18 protein-coding genes, 1 other RNA gene and 1 pseudogene are annotated in these 18,737 nt (G+C 68.0%); 9 read left to right on the top strand and 11 right to left on the bottom strand.

The features are described 5' to 3' along the window. Positions 1–619 (bottom strand): cytochrome c family protein (locus AUL34_RS17995; RefSeq protein WP_061936790.1); only part of this gene is annotated, 619 nt, incomplete at its 3' end. Between the two features lie 209 nt (positions 620–828). On the opposite strand from AUL34_RS17995, the pseudogene AUL34_RS22915 reads away from it, so the two are divergent. After that, positions 829–1,542: pseudogene (locus AUL34_RS22915) on the top strand (3-deoxy-manno-octulosonate cytidylyltransferase); the annotation flags it as partial. Then, a complete protein-coding gene (locus tag AUL34_RS22395) occupies positions 1,525–2,427 on the top strand; it encodes a prephenate dehydratase (RefSeq protein ID WP_274532664.1) in 903 nt (300 codons plus the stop codon). The pseudogene AUL34_RS22915 and the gene AUL34_RS22395, both read left to right, overlap by 18 nt. Before the next feature lie 73 nt (positions 2,428–2,500). Here AUL34_RS22395 and AUL34_RS21995 read toward each other — a convergent pair whose 3' ends face one another. The 3 genes from AUL34_RS21995 to AUL34_RS17980 form a co-directional block, all read right to left on the bottom strand. Next, on the bottom strand, positions 2,501–2,647 hold the full coding sequence (locus tag AUL34_RS21995) for a DUF1127 domain-containing protein (protein ID WP_082653465.1): 147 nt from the start codon (positions 2,645–2,647) through the stop codon (positions 2,501–2,503). Between the two features lie 124 nt (positions 2,648–2,771). Then, positions 2,772–3,713, bottom strand: a complete 942-nt coding sequence (nudC, locus tag AUL34_RS17985; RefSeq protein WP_061936787.1) for an NAD(+) diphosphatase — start codon at positions 3,711–3,713, stop codon at positions 2,772–2,774. Beyond that, a complete protein-coding gene (locus AUL34_RS17980) occupies positions 3,710–4,135 on the bottom strand; it encodes an HIT family protein (protein WP_244492631.1) in 426 nt (141 codons plus the stop codon). The genes nudC and AUL34_RS17980 overlap by 4 nt, the downstream gene beginning before the upstream one ends. 24 nt (positions 4,136–4,159) lie before the next feature. Here AUL34_RS17980 and ffs point away from each other — a divergent pair. The 5 genes from ffs (at position 4,160) to AUL34_RS17955 (ending at position 8,759) form a co-directional block, all read left to right on the top strand. After that, an RNA gene (gene ffs / locus AUL34_RS17975) (signal recognition particle sRNA small type) lies at positions 4,160–4,256 on the top strand. Between the two features lie 226 nt (positions 4,257–4,482). Next, positions 4,483–6,438: a DNA polymerase III subunit gamma/tau gene (locus AUL34_RS17970; RefSeq protein WP_274532662.1), complete on the top strand. Its 1,956-nt coding sequence runs from the start codon at positions 4,483–4,485 to the stop codon at positions 6,436–6,438. Between the two features lie 25 nt (positions 6,439–6,463). After that, positions 6,464–6,787 carry a YbaB/EbfC family nucleoid-associated protein gene (locus AUL34_RS17965; RefSeq protein WP_061936783.1) on the top strand — a complete coding sequence of 108 codons (324 nt, stop codon included), beginning with the start codon at positions 6,464–6,466 and terminating at the stop codon, positions 6,785–6,787. A gap of 64 nt (positions 6,788–6,851) precedes the next feature. Next, positions 6,852–7,457 (top strand): recombination mediator RecR, encoded by a 606-nt coding sequence (recR, locus tag AUL34_RS17960; protein ID WP_061936780.1) that lies wholly within the window; start codon positions 6,852–6,854, stop codon positions 7,455–7,457. A 60-nt stretch (positions 7,458–7,517) separates the two neighbouring features. Then, complete coding sequence (locus AUL34_RS17955) at positions 7,518–8,759, top strand: lytic murein transglycosylase (protein WP_244492630.1); 1,242 nt, start codon at positions 7,518–7,520, stop codon at positions 8,757–8,759. A 53-nt stretch (positions 8,760–8,812) separates the two neighbouring features. On the opposite strand, the gene ppa is transcribed toward AUL34_RS17955, so the two are convergent. From ppa to AUL34_RS17935, 4 genes are all read right to left on the bottom strand, one after another. After that, the gene (gene ppa, locus AUL34_RS17950; RefSeq protein ID WP_061936776.1) at positions 8,813–9,388 is read right to left on the bottom strand and encodes an inorganic diphosphatase; all 576 of its coding nucleotides are present in this window, start codon (positions 9,386–9,388) and stop codon (positions 8,813–8,815) included. Between the two features lie 103 nt (positions 9,389–9,491). Next, the gene (locus tag AUL34_RS17945; protein WP_061936773.1) at positions 9,492–9,998 is read right to left on the bottom strand and encodes a GNAT family N-acetyltransferase; all 507 of its coding nucleotides are present in this window, start codon (positions 9,996–9,998) and stop codon (positions 9,492–9,494) included. Between the two features lie 157 nt (positions 9,999–10,155). Beyond that, complete coding sequence (locus AUL34_RS17940) at positions 10,156–10,539, bottom strand: PH domain-containing protein (protein ID WP_061936770.1); 384 nt, start codon at positions 10,537–10,539, stop codon at positions 10,156–10,158. A gap of 2 nt (positions 10,540–10,541) precedes the next feature. Next, the gene (locus AUL34_RS17935) at positions 10,542–11,570 is read right to left on the bottom strand and encodes a zinc-binding alcohol dehydrogenase family protein (RefSeq protein ID WP_061936767.1); all 1,029 of its coding nucleotides are present in this window, start codon (positions 11,568–11,570) and stop codon (positions 10,542–10,544) included. Positions 11,571–11,755: 185 nt separating this feature from the next. Between AUL34_RS17935 and AUL34_RS17930 the strand changes: the two genes are divergently transcribed. Together AUL34_RS17930 and AUL34_RS17925 are read left to right on the top strand one after the other, a co-directional pair. Continuing rightward, entirely contained in the window at positions 11,756–13,195 is a 1,440-nt protein-coding gene (locus tag AUL34_RS17930; protein ID WP_061936764.1) for an Nramp family divalent metal transporter, read from the top strand. An 80-nt stretch (positions 13,196–13,275) separates the two neighbouring features. Then, complete coding sequence (locus AUL34_RS17925) at positions 13,276–14,316, top strand: patatin-like phospholipase family protein (protein WP_156420983.1); 1,041 nt, start codon at positions 13,276–13,278, stop codon at positions 14,314–14,316. 2 nt (positions 14,317–14,318) lie between these two features. On the opposite strand, the gene AUL34_RS17920 is transcribed toward AUL34_RS17925, so the two are convergent. The 3 genes from AUL34_RS17920 to AUL34_RS17910 all read right to left on the bottom strand — a co-directional run bounded on the left by AUL34_RS17920 (position 14,319) and on the right by AUL34_RS17910 (position 18,659). After that, positions 14,319–14,507, bottom strand: coding sequence for a hypothetical protein (locus tag AUL34_RS17920; protein ID WP_061936761.1), 189 nt, complete (start codon positions 14,505–14,507; stop codon positions 14,319–14,321). A 150-nt stretch (positions 14,508–14,657) separates the two neighbouring features. Next, positions 14,658–16,487: a translational GTPase TypA gene (gene typA, locus AUL34_RS17915; RefSeq protein WP_061936756.1), complete on the bottom strand. Its 1,830-nt coding sequence runs from the start codon at positions 16,485–16,487 to the stop codon at positions 14,658–14,660. 126 nt (positions 16,488–16,613) lie between these two features. After that, a complete protein-coding gene (locus AUL34_RS17910) occupies positions 16,614–18,659 on the bottom strand; it encodes a M3 family metallopeptidase (protein WP_061936818.1) in 2,046 nt (681 codons plus the stop codon). Between the last annotated feature and the right edge of the window lie 78 nt (positions 18,660–18,737).

Here is an 18,737-nt window from a genome sequence, read left to right as displayed (position 1 = left end):
GCGCTGCGCCCTCGGCCGGCGCCGCACCCTCGGCCGCGGCCTCGCCGCCGGCCGGCGCGCCGGCGTCGGGCGCCGGAGGCGCGGGCGGGTTGTCCGACAGCGTGCCGAGATAGGCGAGGAGGTCGGCGCGCTCCTGGTCCTTGGCGATGCCGGCAAAGCCCATCGCCGTGCCCTTGATGTACTGCTTGGGCCCGTGCAGGAAGTGGTTCAGGTGATCCCAGTCCCAGACCACGGTCTTGCCTTCGGAGAATTCGGTCATCGCGGCCGAGTAGCTGAAGCCCTCGTGCGAGGCGATCGGCCGGTTCACGACGTCCCACAGGTCCGGACCGACCTTGTTGGGGCCGCCCTTCTCGCCGGAATGGCAGGCCTGGCAGCGCTTGAAGATCGCAGCGCCGGCTTCCGCATTGGCGGTCTGCATCAGCTGGCCGACCGGCGTCACCTCGTTGGCGGCGGGCGCAGCGCCCCCGCCGGCCGGCGCGTCGGGCACTTCGATGGCGAAACCGGGCTTCTCGGGCGCCTCGGCATGGAAGATGCCTTCGGCCAAAAGGCTGCCGCCGAACAGAACGAATACGGTGCCCAGGAGGGCGCCGAAGATCTTGTTGGCCTCGAACGAATTCATGATAAAGGGCGGCTCCCTCTGCAGCCGGCGCAAGGGGCCGACGACACGCGCTTTCGACGTTCCGCGGACCGAAGCACGTTGCGCCGGTACCGGCGACCTGGCTCAAGCCCGTCAATTGGAAGCGTTCTGACATTCCGATAGAAATCGATCAAGCGCCCTCCTGTCACAGCTTCGCCTAAATTTCCTGCGGCGCACCAGAGTTTCCGTTCATGTCCACCTTGATCCTCATCCCTTCCCGGCTGGCTTCGACCCGGCTTCCCCTGAAGCCGCTGGCCGACATCGGCGGGCGACCGATGATCGTGCGCGTGGCCGAGCGGGCGCGCGACGCCGCCATCGGGCGCGTCGTGGTGGCGACCGACGACGCCTCGATCCGCGAGGCGGTGACGGCGGCCGGCTTCGAAGCGGTGATGACGGGAACGCACCACCAGTCCGGCTCGGACCGCATCTTCGAGGCCCTGCAGCTCGTCGATCCGGGCGAGGAGGTGGACACCATCATCAACCTGCAGGGTGACCTTCCGACGATCGAGGTGGACACGATCCACGCGGTGCTGCGCCCCTTCGCCGATCCGGCCTGCGACATCGCGACGGTGGCCGTCGCCATCGAGAGCGCGGCGGACCGGGACGATCCGAGCGTCGTCAAGCTCATCGGCACGCCGCTCGCGCAGAACCGCCTGAACGCGCTCTACTTCACGCGCGCCACCGCGCCGACCGGCGAGGGGCCGCTCTATCACCATGTCGGCATCTACGCCTATCGCCGCGCGGCGCTGAAGCGATTCGTCGAGCTGTCCCCGTCTCCCCTCGAGATGCGCGAGAAGCTGGAGCAGCTCCGGGCGCTGGAGGCGGGGATGCGAATCGACGCCGAGATCGTGGACGCCGTGCCGCTCGGTGTCGACATGCCGCATCAGCTGGAGGAGGCACGCCGCTTCTACGAGCCGGCGACGCGGTCGAACCGCATCTCCTTCCAGGGCGAGCCCGGCGCCAATTCCGACACCGCCTGCCGCACCATGTATCCCGGCCTTGAGCCGCTGCCCTGCCCGACCTTCGAGGATGCGCTGGCCGCCGTCACGCGCGGCGAGGCGGACCTCGCGATGATCCCGATCGAGAACACGATCGCGGGCCGCGTCGCCGATATCCACCATCTCCTGCCCGTGTCGGGTCTGCAGATCGTCGGCGAGTTCTTCCTGCCGATCCGCTTCCAGCTCATGGCCAAGCCCGGCACCGGACTTGCCGACATCCGCGAGGTGCACAGCCACATCCACGCGCTCGGCCAGTGCCGCGGCATCCTGCGCCGCAACGGATGGAAGCCGGTCGTCTCGGGCGACACGGCGGGCGCGGCACGCATCATCTCCCAGATGCCGGAGCGCGAGGTGGCGGCCTTCGCGCCGCGCCTGGCGGCCGAGCTCTACGGCCTGGAGATCCTGGCGGAGAACGTCGAGGACGCCGAGCACAACACGACGCGGTTCGTGGTCCTCTCGCGCCCGGGCCGGGGGCACGAGCTGTGGGCACCGGCCTCGAGCGACCCGGTGGTGACGACCTTCGTCTTCGAGGTGCGCAACCTGCCGGCGGCGCTCTACAAGGCGCTCGGCGGCTTTGCCACCAACGGCATCAACATGACCAAGCTCGAGAGCTATCAGCTCGAGGGCAAGTTCGTGGCGACGCAGTTCTTCGCCGACATCGAGGGCCATCCGGACGAGCCGCGCGTCGCGCGTGCGCTGGACGAACTGCGCTTCTTCTCCAAGCGCGTATCGATCATGGGCGTCTATCCCGCCTCGCCGGACCGGCCGGCGCATCCGCACGCCGCGGACTGATCGCTCATCGCCGATACCCCAACAAAAAAGCCCCGCGAGAGCGGGGCTTTTTTGTTGGTCGGTTCGTGGCGGCTTAGCGGCCGACGCGGACCATGCGGTCGATGTCGCCGCGCAGCACGCCGATGTCGCTCAGCATGCGGTCGTCCATGCTGTTGAGTTCGATCACGGTGCGGCGGTGCGAGCGGTAGGAGTTCAGGCGCTTGGCAATGGAGTTCAACATGGGAGCCTCGGGTGGGTCAGAATTCGTTGACCCCGATATACGCTCCCACGGTGCCTAAAAGGAGAGCAGCTTTCGCACGCCTGTTGTGCAGCCCGCGCATAACTCCGCCAATTTGCCGTTCACTCTATCGCAATGCCTCTTTCGAAGCCGCTTCGTTGCCGCTTGCGAAGGCAGCCAAGAGATGATGGGCGATGGCAAAGCGGGCAGGGGCGACGAGCCCTCCGGGATGCCGGTTTTCCAGCATCGCCTGCACCTCGGCGCGGTCGAACCAGCGGCAGTCCTCCAGCTCTGTCGCGTCGAACGCGATCGGCCCGGGCCTGCCGCGCGCGATGCAGCCGATCATCAGCGAGCCGGGGAAGGGCCAGGGCTGCGAGGAATGGTAGTGCACCTCGTCGACCGTGAGGCCGGCTTCCTCCAGCGTCTCGCGCCGCACGGCGTCTTCCAGCGTTTCACCCGCTTCCACGAAGCCGGCGAGGCAAGACCACATGCCGTCAGCGAAATGCGGTTGGCGTCCGAGCACGCAGCGCCCTTCGCCATCGTGCACCAACATGATCGAAACCGGGTCCGTGCGCGGGAAGACGACGTGGTTGCAGACCGTGCAGCGACGGCGAAAGCCGGCCGCTTCCGAGACCGTGGGCGCGCCGCACCGGCCGCAGAAGCGGGCCGCGGCATGCCAGTTGAGGAGATGGGCGCCCTGTGCGAGCTGGCCTTCCAGGTCGGGCGACAGGAGTTCACGCATGCCGAGCGTTCGAAGGTCCCACGGCGCGATCTCGCCCGACGCCTCGCGCGGCTCGACGGCGGCGACGAGTCGCGGCGCACCGGAGCGGTCGTGGCCGAGGAGAAGCTCGATCGCCGTGTCGCCGAGGATCGCGGACGCGTCCCCGACGGTGAAGGCGGGATCCGGCATCTCGCCGCCTCGGCAGAGCCACTGCCCGCCGGAGGCGAGGTAGACCCGCGCCTCGGGTGAGCCGAGCGCTTCGGCGAGCGAGGCTTCGGTGCGCAGTTCGCCGTCGCGGCGCAGCGAATTGACGGAATAGCCGAGGCGGATGGGGGCGACCGGAATCATGCGAGGCCTTCGAGGACGGAGCGGACCAGCGCCTCGTCGGCGCCGGGCGGATACGGGATGGCGCTCTCGAAGCCCCAGACCGGCTTCGGCCAGTTCGGGTCTCCGCTTGAGCGCGCGACGATGTGCAGATGGAACTGCCGGACCACGTTGCCGAGGGCGCCGACGTTGATTTTCTCCGGCGCGCTCGCCCGGGAAAGCGCCCGGGCGACCTGCGTCGTCTCGGTCAGAAGACTCGAGCGGTCGCCCTCGGCCAGATCGAAGAGCTCCACGATCCCCGCTCGGCGCGGCACCAGGATCAGCCAGGGCCAGCGCGCGTCCCGCATCAGGAGGAGGCGGCAGAGCGGCAGGTCGAGAAGGTGTTGCGTGTCCGCTTCGAGGCGCGGGTCGAGCGAGAAGGCGAGGGGGTCGGCTTGCATTTCCATGCGTTCTCCACGATATGGAAGGCGGGAGGTTGGTGGTGGACGAGCCGCTCGCCAACCGGGTCAGGTCCGGAAGGAAGCAGCCCCAACGAATCCGGCACGGGTCATCGTGCCAGCCTCCCACCCCATTCGTCCGCAGTCCTGCGCTTTCGGCGTTCGCCTTCATAGGCGAAGCGGGCGCCTTCCGCGAGATGCGACGGCCCATCCGCTTCCCCTTCGCATCCGTCCGCTGCGCCAAGACCGGCGAACGCCGATTGCCGCGCGCCTGCCGATTGCATTGTGCGAAAAGCCGCGTAGGGTCGCGCCGGCGCTGCCGGTTCGCGAAACCGGCCGCAGCGCCTCACAGTCGAATGGAGCCGATGGCCGAGGATAGCAGTCCCACGACCGCCGCGACGCCCTACCGCGTCCTGGCCCGCAAGTACCGTCCCCGTTCCTTCGACGACCTGATCGGCCAGGAGCCGATGGTGCGCACGCTCACCAACGCCTTCGAGGCCGGCCGCATCGCGCAGGCCTGGATGCTCACGGGCGTTCGCGGCGTCGGCAAGACCACGACCGCCCGCATCCTCGCCCGCGCCCTGAACTACGAGACCGCGACCATCCACCAGCCGACGATCCACATGATCGAGCCCGGCATCCACGATCAGGCGATCATGGAGGGACGGCATGTCGACGTGGTGGAGATGGACGCCGCCTCGCACACCGGCATCGACGACATCCGCGAGATCATCGCGCAGGTCCGCTACCGTCCGGTCTCGGCACGCTACAAGGTCTACATCATCGACGAGGTCCACATGCTCTCCACGCAGGCCTTCAACGGCCTGTTGAAGACGCTGGAGGAGCCGCCCGAGCACGTAAAGTTCGTGTTCGCGACCACCGAAATCCGGAAAGTGCCCATCACGGTCCTGTCGCGCTGCCAGCGCTTCGACCTGCGCCGCGTCGATCCCGCCACCATGATCGCGCATCTGCGCCGGGTGCTGGACGCCGAGAGCGTCGCCGCCGACGACGATGCGTTGCGACTGCTGGCGCGCGCCTCCGAGGGGTCGGTGCGCGACGCGCTCTCGCTCACCGATCAGGCGATCGCGCACGGCGCGGGCCATGTCGAGGCCGGCACGGTGCGCGACATGCTGGGCCTTGCCGACCGGGCGCGCATCGTCAACCTGTTCGAGCTTCTGATGCGGGGCGACGGGGCGGGGGCCCTGCGCGAGTTCGCCGGGCAGTACGACTTCGGCGCCGACCCGCTGGTGGTGCTGACGGACCTTGCCGACTTCACCCATCTCGTCACCTCGCTGCGCTTCGTGCCGGAGACGGCGGGCGACGCCTCGCTCTCGCCCGTCGAGGTGGAGAGCGGGCGCGACTTCGCCGAGCGCCTGTCGGTGAAGACGCTGTCCGAGGTCTGGCAGATGCTCCTGAAGGCGATCGAGGAGACGCGGGCTGCCTCCTCGCCGCGGCAGGCGGCCGAGATGGCGCTGATCCGCATCGCCTATGCCGCGACGTTGCCCTCGCCCGAAGATTTCGCGCGCCTCCTGCGCGGAGACGGCGCGACGCCCCCGCACTCGCCCTCCTCGCCGGCGAACGGGCAGGGGGCACCAGGTTCCAGCGGGGGAGCGTCGGCCTATTCGTCGCCGTCCGCCTCTTCCGGCGTCGTGCACGCGCCGCCGCCCGCCGCGCCGCAGATGCGCGCGAGCGGTCCGACTTTGGCGGCGCGCATGGTGGCATCCACGCCGCAGGCCCTCTCGCCGCTCGCGGCGCCCGCGCCGGTGGCCGACCCGGCGAGCCTTCCCGCATCGTTGCGCGACCTCGAGAAGCTCGCCGGCGAGCGGCGCGATTCGCGCATGAAGGCCTGGATCCGCCGCTACCTGCGCCTCGTGCGCATGGAGCCCGGCCGGATCGAGATCGAACTCGCCGACGGGGCGCCGGTGGTGCTGTCGGGCGAACTCACCAAGAAGCTCTTCGACTGGACCGGCATGCGCTGGGTGGTCACCGTGACCGCCAAGGGCGGAAGCGAGACGCTGGAGGAGGCGGACGCCGCACGGCGCGCGCGCCTGATCGCCGAGGCGGAAGCCGATCCGGAGGTCGCCGCGATTCTCGCAGCGCTGCCCGGCGCCAAGGTGCGCGAGGTGCGTCTGCGCGGCGAACCCGAGGTGGAAATCGAGGAGGCCGACGACGGCGGTCCGCCGCTTGGCGAGGACGACGGCCTGCCGGAGCGCATCGACATCGACCCGGCGGACCTTGGCTTCGGCGGCGAGGATGACGACATGGGAGAAGGCGTCGCGTTCGATACCGACGCCGACCCGGACGACGATTGAGTTCAACAGCTAGGGACGTGCGTGCATGAAAGATCTCATGGGCATGATGAAGCAGGCCAGGGCCATGCAGGAGAAGATGCAGGGGCTCCAGGCCGAGATCGCCGAGACCACGGCGTCGGGCCAGGCCGGCGGCGGCGTCGTCTCCGTGACGCTGAAGGGCACGGGCGAACTGGTCGCCGTCGAGCTCGACCCCTCGCTGCTGAAGCCCGACGAGAAGGACATCGTCGAGGACCTCCTCGTCGCCGCCCATGCCGACGCCAAGCGAAAGCTCGACGCCGTGATCCAGGACAAGACCCAGGCGCTCACCGCCGGCCTGCCGCTGCCTCCGGGCATGAAGCTGCCGTTCTAGGCTCGACGCCTCCTTCAGCCGGGCGTTCCGAGCCCGGCACCGCTCTTCCAAGGCCGCCTCTTCCATGTCCAAGACCATTGCCGGCCCCGAGATCGAGCGGCTGATCCAGCTCCTTTCGAAGCTGCCGGGGCTCGGCCCCCGTTCGGCGCGGCGCGCGGCGCTGCATCTGGTCAAGCGCCGCGAGCAGATTCTCCGGCCGCTGGGCGACGCCATGGCCGAGGCGGCCGAGAAGGTGCGCGTCTGCTCCAACTGCGGCAACATCGACACGCGCGACCCCTGCACGATCTGCTGCGACACGGCGCGCGACCAGACCACCGTCGTGGTGGTCGAGGACGTGTCCGATCTCTGGGCGCTGGAACGGGCGAAAGCGCTGAACGCCGCCTACCATGTGCTCGGCGGCGTCCTGTCGCCGCTGGAGGGCGTCGGGCCCGACGACCTCACCATCCGCCGCCTCGTGGAGCGCGTGGCGGAGGGCACGATCCGGGAGCTGGTGATCGCAGTGAACGCCACGGTCGAGGGCCAGACCACGGCTCACTACATCATCGACCAGCTTGCCGATTTCGATGTCGCGGTCACACGGCTCGCCCACGGCGTGCCAGTCGGGGGCGAACTCGACTATCTCGACGAGGGCACGCTCTCGGCCGCCATGCGCTCGCGCACGAAGATCTGATCGCAGTTCGCCGCGAGATCGACGCAAGGTCGTGGGCTTAGCCTTCCGGCAGGACATGGCATGCCGGGAGTTCACGACATGAAGCGGATCGCATGGGCGCTGGCGGCGCTTCTCACCGGCACGGGCCTTGCCGCCGCGCAGGACGTCCAGTCCGGCTTTCGTGCCTTCCTGCAGAACGATATCTGGCCCGAAGCCCGCGCGGCGGGTGTCTCGCGCGCCACCTTCGACACCGCCTTCAAGGGCGTGACAGCCAACACCAAGCTTCCCGACCTCCAGCTTCCCGGCGACAAGTCCAAGGTCGAGGAGGTGAACCGGCAGGCCGAGTTCCAGAGCCCGACCGCCTATTTCGACGAGGCCAAGATGGCCGCGACCGCCGCGAAGGGCCGGGCGCTGCTCCGCCAGCATGCCGATGTCATCAGGCGGATCGAAGAGCGCTATGGCGTTCCCGGTCCGATCGTGGTCGCGATATGGGGCCGCGAATCCGGCTACGGCGCGGCCAAGATCCCCTACGACGCCTTCGAGGTGCTGGGCACCAAGGCCTATCTCGCCCGGCGCAAGGAGATGTTCCGCGCCGAGCTGATCGCCGCCCTCCAGATCGTCGAGGACGGCGACCTGACGGCCCGGCAGATGAAGTCGTCCTGGGCGGGCGCGCTCGGTCAGCCGCAGTTCATGCCGACCAAGTTCCGCAAGCTTGCGGTGGACTTCGACGGCGACGGTCATCGCGACATCTGGAACTCGGTGCCCGACACGCTGGCCTCGATCGCCAACTACCTCCGACAGTCCGGCTGGCAGCCGGGCCGCGACTGGGGCTTCGAGGCGAGCGTGCCGGCCGCGGTGTCCTGCACTCTGGAGGGACCGGACCAGGGCCGCCCGATCGCCGACTTCGCCAAGGCGGGCGTGACGCGCGTCTCGGGTCGTCCGTTCCCCGCGGGCGAGATGCGCGCCACCGGCCATCTCCTGATGCCGGCCGGCCGGTTCGGTCCGGCCTTCGTCGCGACGCCCAACTTCTACGTCATCAAGGAGTACAACAACTCCGATCTCTACGCCCTCTTCATCGGGCATCTCGCCGACCGCATGGGCGGAGCCGGCGCCTTTTCCGGCGAATGGCGCAAGGTGTCGGGCCTGACACGGGGCGACGTCGCCAGACTCCAGGAAAAGCTCGTGGCGCGCGGCTACGATGTCGGGCGCCCGGACGGCCTCGCCGGCTTCAAGACGCGTCGCTCGATCGGCGCCTTCCAGGAAAAGGCCGGCCAGGCTTCCACCTGCTGGCCGACGAAGGAGCTGGCCGCCAACGTGCGCTGATACGAAAAAGGGGGCCATGAGGCCCCCTTCATCTCCAGCCGGCGCGGGTGCGCTCAGGCGTTTTCCTGGCCCACGGGCGTCGGGTTCTTTTCCGCTTCCTTGGCGTTGTCGTAGCGCTCGACCGCCTCGCGGATCATCTGCTTGGCCTCGGCCGAACCGGCCCAGCCGCCGATCTTCACCCACTTGCCGGGTTCCAGATCCTTGTAGTGCTCGAAGAAGTGCTCGATCTGCTGGAGCGTGATCTCGGGCAGGTCCGTGTGCTCGAAGACCTTGGTGTAGCGCTGCGTCAGTTCGGGCGAGGGGACCGCGATCACCTTCTCGTCGAGGCCCTTGTTGTCCTCCATCTTGAGGACGCCGATCGGGCGGCAGTTGATGACGCAGCCGGGGAAGAGCGGACGCGTCGAGCAGACCAGGACGTCGATCGGGTCGCCGTCGTCCGACAGGGTGTGCGGCACGAAGCCGTAGTTCCCGGGATAGGTCATCGGCGTGTAGAGGAAGCGATCCACGAAGAGCGCGCCGGACTCCTTGTCCATCTCGTACTTGATCGGATGACCGCCGACCGGCACCTCGATGATGACGTTGATGTCCTCGGGCGGGTTCTTGCCGCGAGCGATGGCGTCGATGCGCATGGAAATCTCCGAGTTGAACTCGGCGGTTCCTAGCCAATCGCCGCGCGGGAGGCAATCGAAGCCGCACGGAAGGGTGAACGCAAGCCCGTGCCGTGTACGGTCCTTACATGAAGCAGTAGGCGACCTTGTGGAGCGTCACGCCTTCGAAGGTCTCCGAGCCGGTCGCGACGTCCGCCCCGCCGGCCGCCTCGTAGAAGCGCACCGCGTTCTCGTTGTCAGCCAGCGACCAGACGGCGACGCCCTTGAGGCCACGGGCGCGCAGCAATGTCCGGCAGGCATCGAACAGGCGTCGTCCGAAGCCGACGCCCTGGAACTCGGGCTTGAGGTAGAGTTCGTAGACCTCGCCGTCGACGCTGAGGCCGCGGGTGCGGTTGCGCCCGACCGTGGCGTAGCCGACGACTTCGCCACCATACTCCATCACCAGGATCGTGGCCCGGTTGGCGATCGCCCGCGACCACCAGTCCGGTCCCCGTCGCTCCACCATCGCCGCGAGGGCCCGGTGGGGAATCAGGCCCCGGTAGGCCGACGTCCAGGACGTGGCGTGGACGATCGAAAGCGCGCCGGCGTCGGCGGATTCTGCAAGTCGAACATCGGCGGCGATCGTCTTCATGCGGCGTTAACTATAAACGCGGCCGGACGATCCATGGACGGTGACGAAAATGTGGACCGGTCGTGTCGAAGGCGTGCCATGGCGTGGTTGGTAGCCCGCGAAGGCGGCTGCCTCAATGCCCACGCCGGCTATTCCCCATCGCAATGCACAACGGGCGTCAGCCCCTCCCAAGAACACCCGATGCCAGTGCCTTCTGGATGCCGGCAAGGTTGGTGCCGCGCGCAAGGTTCTGAAGGAAGGGTTGCGACTGGCCGGAAACCCAGATGCGAAGTTCGGCGTCGGTGTCGAACGAGCCGGCGGTCTCCACGGAGAACATGGTGATCGCTCGGTAGGGGATCGAATGATAGGCGCGCTTGCGCCCCGTCATGCCCTGCTTGTCGACGAGGACGATGCGCCGGTCGGTGAAGACCATCTGGTCGCGTACGATCTGGAAGGCGACCTCGATCGTTTCGTCCGGCAGGAGCACGGGCTCCAGCTCGCGGGCGAGCGCTCCGACGTCGAGGTCGCTGGCCAGCCCGAGGAGGCCCGATAGCAGTCCCATTCTCAGGCTCCTTCGCTTTGCATGGGCCATCCGGCGATCACCGTCTTGCCGAGCGTTCGCCCGGTTTCGGTCAGGCGATGCCCTTCGCGCACCGTTTCGGCCGAGATCGGGGACAGCGTTCGGGTGCGCGTCGAGCGGATGCGCCCGGCGTCGACGAGGCGCGAGACCTCCGCCAGCAGGCGGTGCTGCTCGATCATGTCGGCGGTCTGGAAGACCGGGCGCGTGAACATGTACTCGAAGTGCAGCGAGACCGATTTGAAGCGGATCGGCGCAAGGTCCATCTCGGCGCTGTCGATCACGCAGAGATGCCCGAAGGGACGGACGAGCTGGCCGATATCGGCCATGTGGCGCGGCGTCTGCGTCACGCCGAACACGTAGTCCACCAACCCGAAACCGATCGCCTCGAGCTGCGGGGTCATGGCTTTCGAATGGTCGATGACGTGGTGGCATCCGTGGGCGAGCGCGAAGTCGCGACTTTCCTTGCGCGAGGCGGTGCCGATGACGGTCAGGCCGGTCAGCTCGCGCGCGATCTGCGTGGCGATCGAGCCGACGCCGCCCGCCGCTCCGATCACGAGGAGCGTTCCCTTCTCGCTGAGGTCCGGCTGGATGCGGAACCGGTCGAACAGGGTTTCCCACGCGGTGATGGCGGTGAGCGGCAGGGCGGCGGCATCCGCGAAATCGAGGCTCGAGGGCTTGCGTGCCACGAGCCGTTCGTCGACCAGCTGGAATTCCTGGTTGGAACCCTGCCGGTCCACCGCGCCCGCGTAGAATACCGCATCGCCGGGGCGAAACAGGGTCGCGTCGTCGCCGACGGCCTCCACCACGCCCGCGGCATCGAAGCCGAGAACGCGCGGAAGGCGGGCCGCATCCGCCACGGGACCGCGCTGCTTGGTGTCCACGGGGTTGATCGACACGGCTTCGACCCGGACGAGGAGGTCACGGCCCGTCGGCACGGAGCGGGGCAGGTCGAGATCGACGAGATGTTCGACCGACCGGTCGGCAGGCGACGCCGCGTATCCCACCGCTCTCATGGCTTACCTCCCTTGGGCGTTGCCCCGCTGTTTCTATCGCGCGGGCGGAAGTCATCAAGGTTTGCCGATCGCGGGCGCTCCTTTGGCGGGAACACGAGCCCTGCGCGGGCCGCGCCCTATCTCACGCGATTGACCAGGGGACAGGCCGCGGCACAGGTCGCAGCGGCACGCACGCAGGAGGAACGATGTCCAACCCACCCCGAGAGATCCGCGGTTCGGCCGCCGATCTCTTCCCGACCCATGTGCTGGGCCGGCCCGAGGTGCGCGAGCTGCCGCCCGCACCGGCCAACACCGGAAAGCTGATCGGCCCGGGCATCGTCGCGGCGGGCGTCGGCCTTTCGTCGGGCGAGTTCATCCTCTACCCCTACATCGCATCCCAGGTCGGCATGGCCTTCGTCTGGGCCGCGCTCCTCGGCGTGATGACGCAGTTCTTCCTGAACATGGAGATCGAGCGCTACACGCTGGCGACCGGCGAGACGGTGCTGACCGGGTTCAGCCGCTTCTGGCGCCATTGGGGTCTCGTCTTCGCCCTGATGACGTGCTTCGCCAATCTCTGGCCGGGCTGGGCGACGAGCTCCGCCACCATGCTGTCCTATATCGTCGGCGGCGAGCCGCGCTGGATCGCCATCGCCATGCTCGTCGTCATCGGACTGATCCTGACGCTCGCGCCGGTCGTCTACGTGCTGCTGGAGCGTCTCCAGATGGTGAAGGTGGCGGCGGTCGGCGTCCTGATCGTGATCGCGGCCTTCTTCGTCATCACGGCCGAGGACTGGGCCGCCGTGCCGCAGATCGTCACCGGCGCAACGATCCCGACCGAACTCGGCTTCGCGCTGCTTCTGGGCGCATTGGCCTTCGCGGGCGCCGGCGGCGGGCAGAACCTCTGCCAGTCCAACTGGATCCGCGACAAGGGTTTTGCGATGGGCCAGTACGTGCCGCGCATCACGAGTGCCGTCACGGGCCAGCCGGAGGCCGCGCCCTCCACCGGCTTCGTGTTCGAGCCGACACCCGAGAACATGAGCCGCTGGAACCGCTGGTGGCGCTTCGCCAACTGGGAACAGCTCCTCACCTTCGTTCTCATCACCTTCGTCACGATCACCTTCACGTCGCTCCTCGCCTATTCCACCGTGTTCGGACAGGAGGGGCTCGCCAACTCCGTCGCCTTCGTCCAGGCGGAGGGGCAGGTGCTGAGCGAACGGGTAGGCGGCTGGTTCGGGGGGCTGTTCTGGTTCATCGGCGCCTTCTCGCTCTTCGGCGCGGCGACCGGCATCGTCGACTACACGGCCCGGCTGGTCGCCGACGTGCTGCGCACGTCCTACGTCCGTCAGGCGAACGAGAGCCGGTTGTACTTCGGGATCGTATGGACCCTGGTCTCCATCGGCGTCGTCGTGCTTCTGGCCGGCGTGACCCAGCCGCTGGTGCTTCTCGTCATTTCCGCCTGTACGGGCGGGCTGATGATGTTCATCTATTCCGGGCTTCTGATTCTTCTGAACCGGCGGTTCCTCGTTCCGGAAATCCGGCCGGGCCCGGGTCGCATCGCCGCGCTCGTGTGGGGCTTCCTCCTGTTCGGCTTCCTCTCGGTGCTGACGCTCGGCCAGCAGATCCCCAAGCTCTGGGGTGCCGGCTGACGACGAAAGGGGCGGCGCCGTTTTCCGGCGCCGCCTACCGATCGCCGGATCGATCACGGGGTCGGTCCCGTTGGCCCGTCATGATGGATCACAATACGGCGGTGGCCGCTTCACGCGACTTCGATCTCGTTCTTGTCCTCAGCGGTGGCAACGCGCTCGGGGCCTTCGAGGCCGGGGTCTACGAGGTGCTCCACCATCGCGGTCTCCAGCCCGACTGGATCGTCGGCACTTCGATCGGGGCGATCAACGGCGCGCTGATCGCCGGCGCGCCGCCCGAAAAACGCATCGAGACCTTGCGCGCCTTCTGGCGCCCCGACCCTTCGGCGTCGGCACCCATCACGGACGCCGGGCCGCTGTCCTTCCCGTGGTCGATGGCCGAAACTTGGCGCCGGTCGAACGCCGCGATCTCCACATTCGCGGCCGGGCGTCCCGGACTGTTCGGCCCGCTTCTGTCCGCCCTGGCGCCTTTGGCCCCGAACGAGCCGTCCTTGTTCGAAACGCATCAGCTGGAGACGACGCTCGACCGGTTGGTGGATTTCGCTCGCCTGAACGTGGGGGCACCACGCTTCACCGCCACCGCGCTCGACCTCGAGACCGGCGAGGACGTCGTTTTCGACACCGCTTCCCGGCGGATCGACGCCCGGCACGTGCGCGCGAGTGCCGCCTTGCCCGTCCTTTTTCCGCCTGTCGAGATCGACGGGCGCTGGCATGTCGATGGCGGCTTGTCGGCGAATCTGCCGCTCGATCCGGTGTTCACCGAGTTTTCGCCCCGTCCGCTGCTGTGTCTAGCGGTCGATCTTGTGCCGCTTCGCCGGCCGCGACCGCACACCCTTGGCGAAGTCGCGAGCCGCGCGCAGGATCTGGCCTTCGCCAGCCAGAGCCGTCGTACGATTGCGCGGTGGCGGGCAAGGCTTGCCGATAGCCAGGACCGACGCGTCACGCTTCTTCGGATCGTCTATTCGGAACAAGCGCGTGAGGTCGCGGCCAAGGCCCTCGACTTTTCGGCGCGCACGGTTGCGGAGCGCTGGGTCGCCGGACGACGGGCCGGGGAGGACGCGCTCCGCGCTTGGCCAGAGCTGCGTCCGTGCGACGAGCCTGGCCTCAGCGTCATTGGCGGCTAGGGTCAGGCCTTGGCGGTCTGGCGAATGCGCGGCGGCTGGCGGAACAGCCAAGGGGTCCCTTGCGAGGCCTGCGCGGACGCGTAGGAGCCGTGCGTGTTGGCGACCGACATCCAATTGCTGCCGGTCATGTCCGTGGGTTGCTGGGAATTGTTGGCGGCGATCTCGCCGGCCTGGGGCGACAGGTACGACATGGTGCATCCTCCTTGGTTTCGAAACGGGAGGAGGAGCCGCCTGTTCCCCTCGATGCCCTGCGATCGCGCGAGATGATGCAGTCGTGAACAGCGACAAAAAAGGGGACGCGGCATGCCGCGTCCCCTTGTCTCGTTTCGCCGGTCTGCCGGTCAGGCGACCTTGCGGCTCTTCTCGAAGCGCTTGCGCTCGTTCGGGTCGAGGTAGAGCTTGCGCAGACGGATGTTCTTCGGCGTCACCTCGACCAGCTCGTCGTCCTGGATCCAGGAGAGCGCGCGGTCGAGCGTCATGCGGATCGGCGTCGTCAGCTTCACCGCCTCGTCCTTGCCGGCGGCGCGGATGTTGGTGAGCTGCTTGCCCTTAAGGACGTTCACCTCGAGGTCGTTGTCACGGCTATGGATGCCGATGATCATACCCTCGTAGACCTTAACGCCCGGATCGATGATCATCGGGCCGCGGTCTTCCAGGTTGAACATCGCGTAGGCCACGGCCTCGCCGGACGCATTGGCGATGAGAACGCCGTTGGTGCGGCCTGCCAGCGCGCCCTTGTAGGGGGCGTAGGAGTGGAACAGGCGGTTCATGATCGCCGTGCCGCGCGTGTCGGTCAGAAGCTCCGACTGGTAGCCGATCAGGCCGCGCGTCGGCGCATGGAACACGAGGCGCTGGCGACCGCCGCCCGACGGGCGCAGCTCCTTCATCTCGGCCTTGCGCTCGCTCATCTTCTGAACGACGACGCCCGAATGCTCCTCGTCGACGTCGATGACGACCTCTTCGATCGGCTCGAGGGTCTCGCCGGTGGCCTCGTCCTTCTGCATCACGACGCGCGGCCGCGAGACGCCGATCTCGAAGCCCTCGCGGCGCATGGTCTCGATGAGAACGGCGAGCTGCAGTTCGCCGCGGCCCGACACGAAGAAGGAGTCCTTGTCCTCGGACTCTTCGATCTTCAGCGCGACGTTGCCCTCGGCCTCCTTGAACAGGCGGTCGCGGATCACGCGGCTCGTCACCTTGTCGCCTTCGGTGCCGGCGAGCGGCGAATCGTTGACGATGAAGCTCATGGTCACGGTCGGCGGGTCGATCGGCTGCGCGGTCAGCGCCTCCGTCACGGCCGGGTCGCAGAACGTGTCGGCGACGGTGCCCTTCTGGAGGCCCGCGATGGCGACGATGTCACCGGCTTCCGCGTAGTCGATCGGCGTGCGCTCCAGGCCCCGGAAGGCGAGGATCTTGGAGATACGGCCCGATTCCAGCTGCTGGCCTTCGCCGTTCAGCACCTTCACCGTCTGGTTCGGCTTGATGGAGCCGGACTGGATGCGGCCCGTGATGAGGCGGCCGAGGAACGGGTTGGCCTCGAGGATCGTGCCGATCATCTTGAACGGCTCGTCCTTGCCGGCGGTGTCCGGCTCGGGAACGTGCTTCACGATGAGGTCGAACAGGGGCTCGAGACCCTTGTCCTGCGGGCCGTCCGGCGCGTCGGCCATCCAGCCGCCGCGGCCCGAGCCGTAGAGCACGGGGAAGTCGAGCTGCTCGTCGGTGGCGTCGAGGTTGACGAAGAGATCGAAGATCTCGTTCAGCACTTCTTCGTGGCGCTCGTCCGGGCGGTCGATCTTGTTGATCGCGACGATCGGCTTCAGGCCGACCTTGAGCGCCTTGCCGAGCACGAACTTGGTCTGTGGCATCGGGCCTTCGGAGGCGTCGACGAGGATGACGGCGCCGTCCACCATGTTGAGGATGCGCTCCACCTCGCCGCCGAAGTCGGCGTGGCCCGGAGTGTCGACGATGTTGATCCGCGTGTCCTTCCACTCCACCGAGGTGGCCTTGGCGAGGATCGTGATGCCACGCTCCTTTTCGAGGTCGTTGGAGTCCATCGCGCGCTCTTCGGTGCGCTGGTTCTCGCGGAACGAGCCGGACTGGGCGAGGAGCTTGTCGACGAGCGTCGTCTTGCCATGGTCAACGTGCGCGATGATCGCGATGTTGCGGAGCTTCATGTGTCAGGTCACCGAAAGGGGTTGAAACGCGTTTGGAGGCGCGTCTCGATGAGAAACGGCCCAAGGACGTCGCGGTCATTGGGCCGTCCATAACGAATTTTTTGCGATTGCGAAAGGTGGCCCTTGTCAGGCCGCGAAACCGCGCTTGCGCATCAGGGCGTCCGGATCGGGCGCGCGCCCCCGGAATCGTTCGTAGAGGATGGCCGGATCCTCCGAGTTTCCGGCGCCGTAGACGAACTGCCGGAGCCGCTGCGCGGTCTGGGCGTCGAACGGATCGCCCGCCTCCCCGAAAGCCTCGAAGGCGTCGGCGTCCAGGACTTCGGACCACATGTAGGAATAGTAGCCCGACGAATAGCCGTCGCCCGAGAAGATATGGGCAAAGTGCGGAGAGCGATGGCGCATGACGATCGCCCTCGGCATGCCGAGCCCTTCGAGGATCTCCGCCTCGCGCGCCATCGGATCGGACGGCGCCTCGGCTTCCCTGTGGAACAGGAGGTCGACGAGCGCCGACGCGGTGAACTCGACCGTGTCGAACCCGGCGTCGAAGGTGCGGGCCGCCTCCAGCTTCTCCATCTCGGCGGCGGGCAGCGGCTCACCCGTTTCGGCGTGCAGCGCGTGGCGCTGGAGGATGGCGGGCACCGTCAGCCAGTGTTCGTAGAGCTGCGAGGGCAGCTCCACGAAGTCGCGCGCGACGGCCGTGCCGGCGAGCGAGGGATAGGTCACGTCCGACAGGAGCCCGTGCAGCGCGTGGCCGAACTCGTGGAACAGCGTGCGCGCGTCGTCCACCGAGAGGAGAGCGGGCTCGCCCTTGGCCGGCTTGGCGAAGTTGCACACGTTGTAGATCACGGGCGTCTGGCCGCCGTCGATCTTGGCTTGCGAGCGGAGCGCGCTCATCCACGCGCCGGAGCGCTTGGAGGTGCGCGCGAAGTAGTCGCCGATGAAGATACCCCGCTCCGTGCCGTCGCGATCGCGCACGCGCCAGACCCGCGCGTCGGGATGCCAGGCGCGGACCTCCGGCAGCGGCTCGAAGCGCAGGCCGAACAGCCGCCCCGCCACGTCGAAGGCGGCGTCGATCATGCGATCGAGCTGGAAGAAGGATTTCAGTGCGCCTTCGTCGATGGAGAACTCCGCCTGCCGACGCTTCTCGGCATAGAAGCGCCAGTCCGCCGCGCCGAGCGGGGCGTTGTCGCCCTCCGACGCCGCGAGCGCGGCGAGCTTTCGCGCGTCGCCGTCGGCCCGCTCGCGCGCCTTGTCCCAAACCCGGCGCAGCAGAGCTTCCACCCGGTCCGGGGTCTTGGCCATCGTGTCGTCGAGCTTGTAATCGGCGAAGGAGCGGAAGCCGAGCAGCCTGGCCTTCTCGGCTCGTAGCTGGAGAATCTCGGCCAGAACCGGCCGGTTGTCCGTCCCGCCCTCGCGCTCGCCGCGCCGCGTCCAGGCGCCGAACATCTCCTCGCGCAACGCCCGGTTCGGGCAGTAGGTCAGAAAGGGCACCACGATCGAGCGCAACAGGGTCACGACATGGCCGGCAAGGCCGCGCTCCTGCGCCGCATCCGCCATGGCCGAGACGAGAAAGGCCGGCAGGCCGGCGAGATCGGCGTCCGTCACGGGCCGCGCATAGGCGCTCTCGTCGGCGAGGACGTTCTGCGAGAAGCGGGTGCCGAGCTCCGCGAGCCGCGCGTTGATGTCGGCGAAACGCTGGCGGTCGTCCCCCTCGAGCCTTGCCCCCGACCGCACGAAGCCGGCATGCGTGCGTTCCAGAAGCCGCAGTTCCTCGGCGCCGAGACCGGCCTCGTGTCTTCGTTCGAACAGGGCGTCGATCCGCGAGAAGAGCGCCGCGTTCAGCGAGATGCGCGAGCCGTGGCGCGACAGCTTCGGCGAAACCTCGCGCTCGACCCGCTGAATGCCGTCGTTGGTATGCGCGCCGGCAAGCGTGAAGAACAGGGCCGCGACGCGCGACAGCGGACGTCCCGCCCGCTCCAGGGCAAGGATCGTGTTGTCGAACGTCGGCTCGGTTCCGCTTCCGGCGATCGCGTCGATCTCGCCGGCATGCGCCTCCATCGCGCGCTCGAACGCGGCCGCGAAATCCTCCGGCGTCCATTGCGCGAAGTCCGGCAGAACCTGCCGCTCCGGAAAGGAAAGGCGGGGATCGAACGCTTCGATCTGAGATTCCATCATCTTAAGAACCATTTTCAACGAATCGTCCCTTGCCGGTCGTCATCGAATGAAGGACATGGGGCGAGCGATACGTGA

This window comes from Aureimonas sp. AU22 (assembly GCF_001463745.1).
GTDB lineage: Bacteria > Pseudomonadota > Alphaproteobacteria > Rhizobiales > Rhizobiaceae > Aureimonas.
This window is presented reverse-complemented; position numbering and strand designations above follow the sequence as displayed.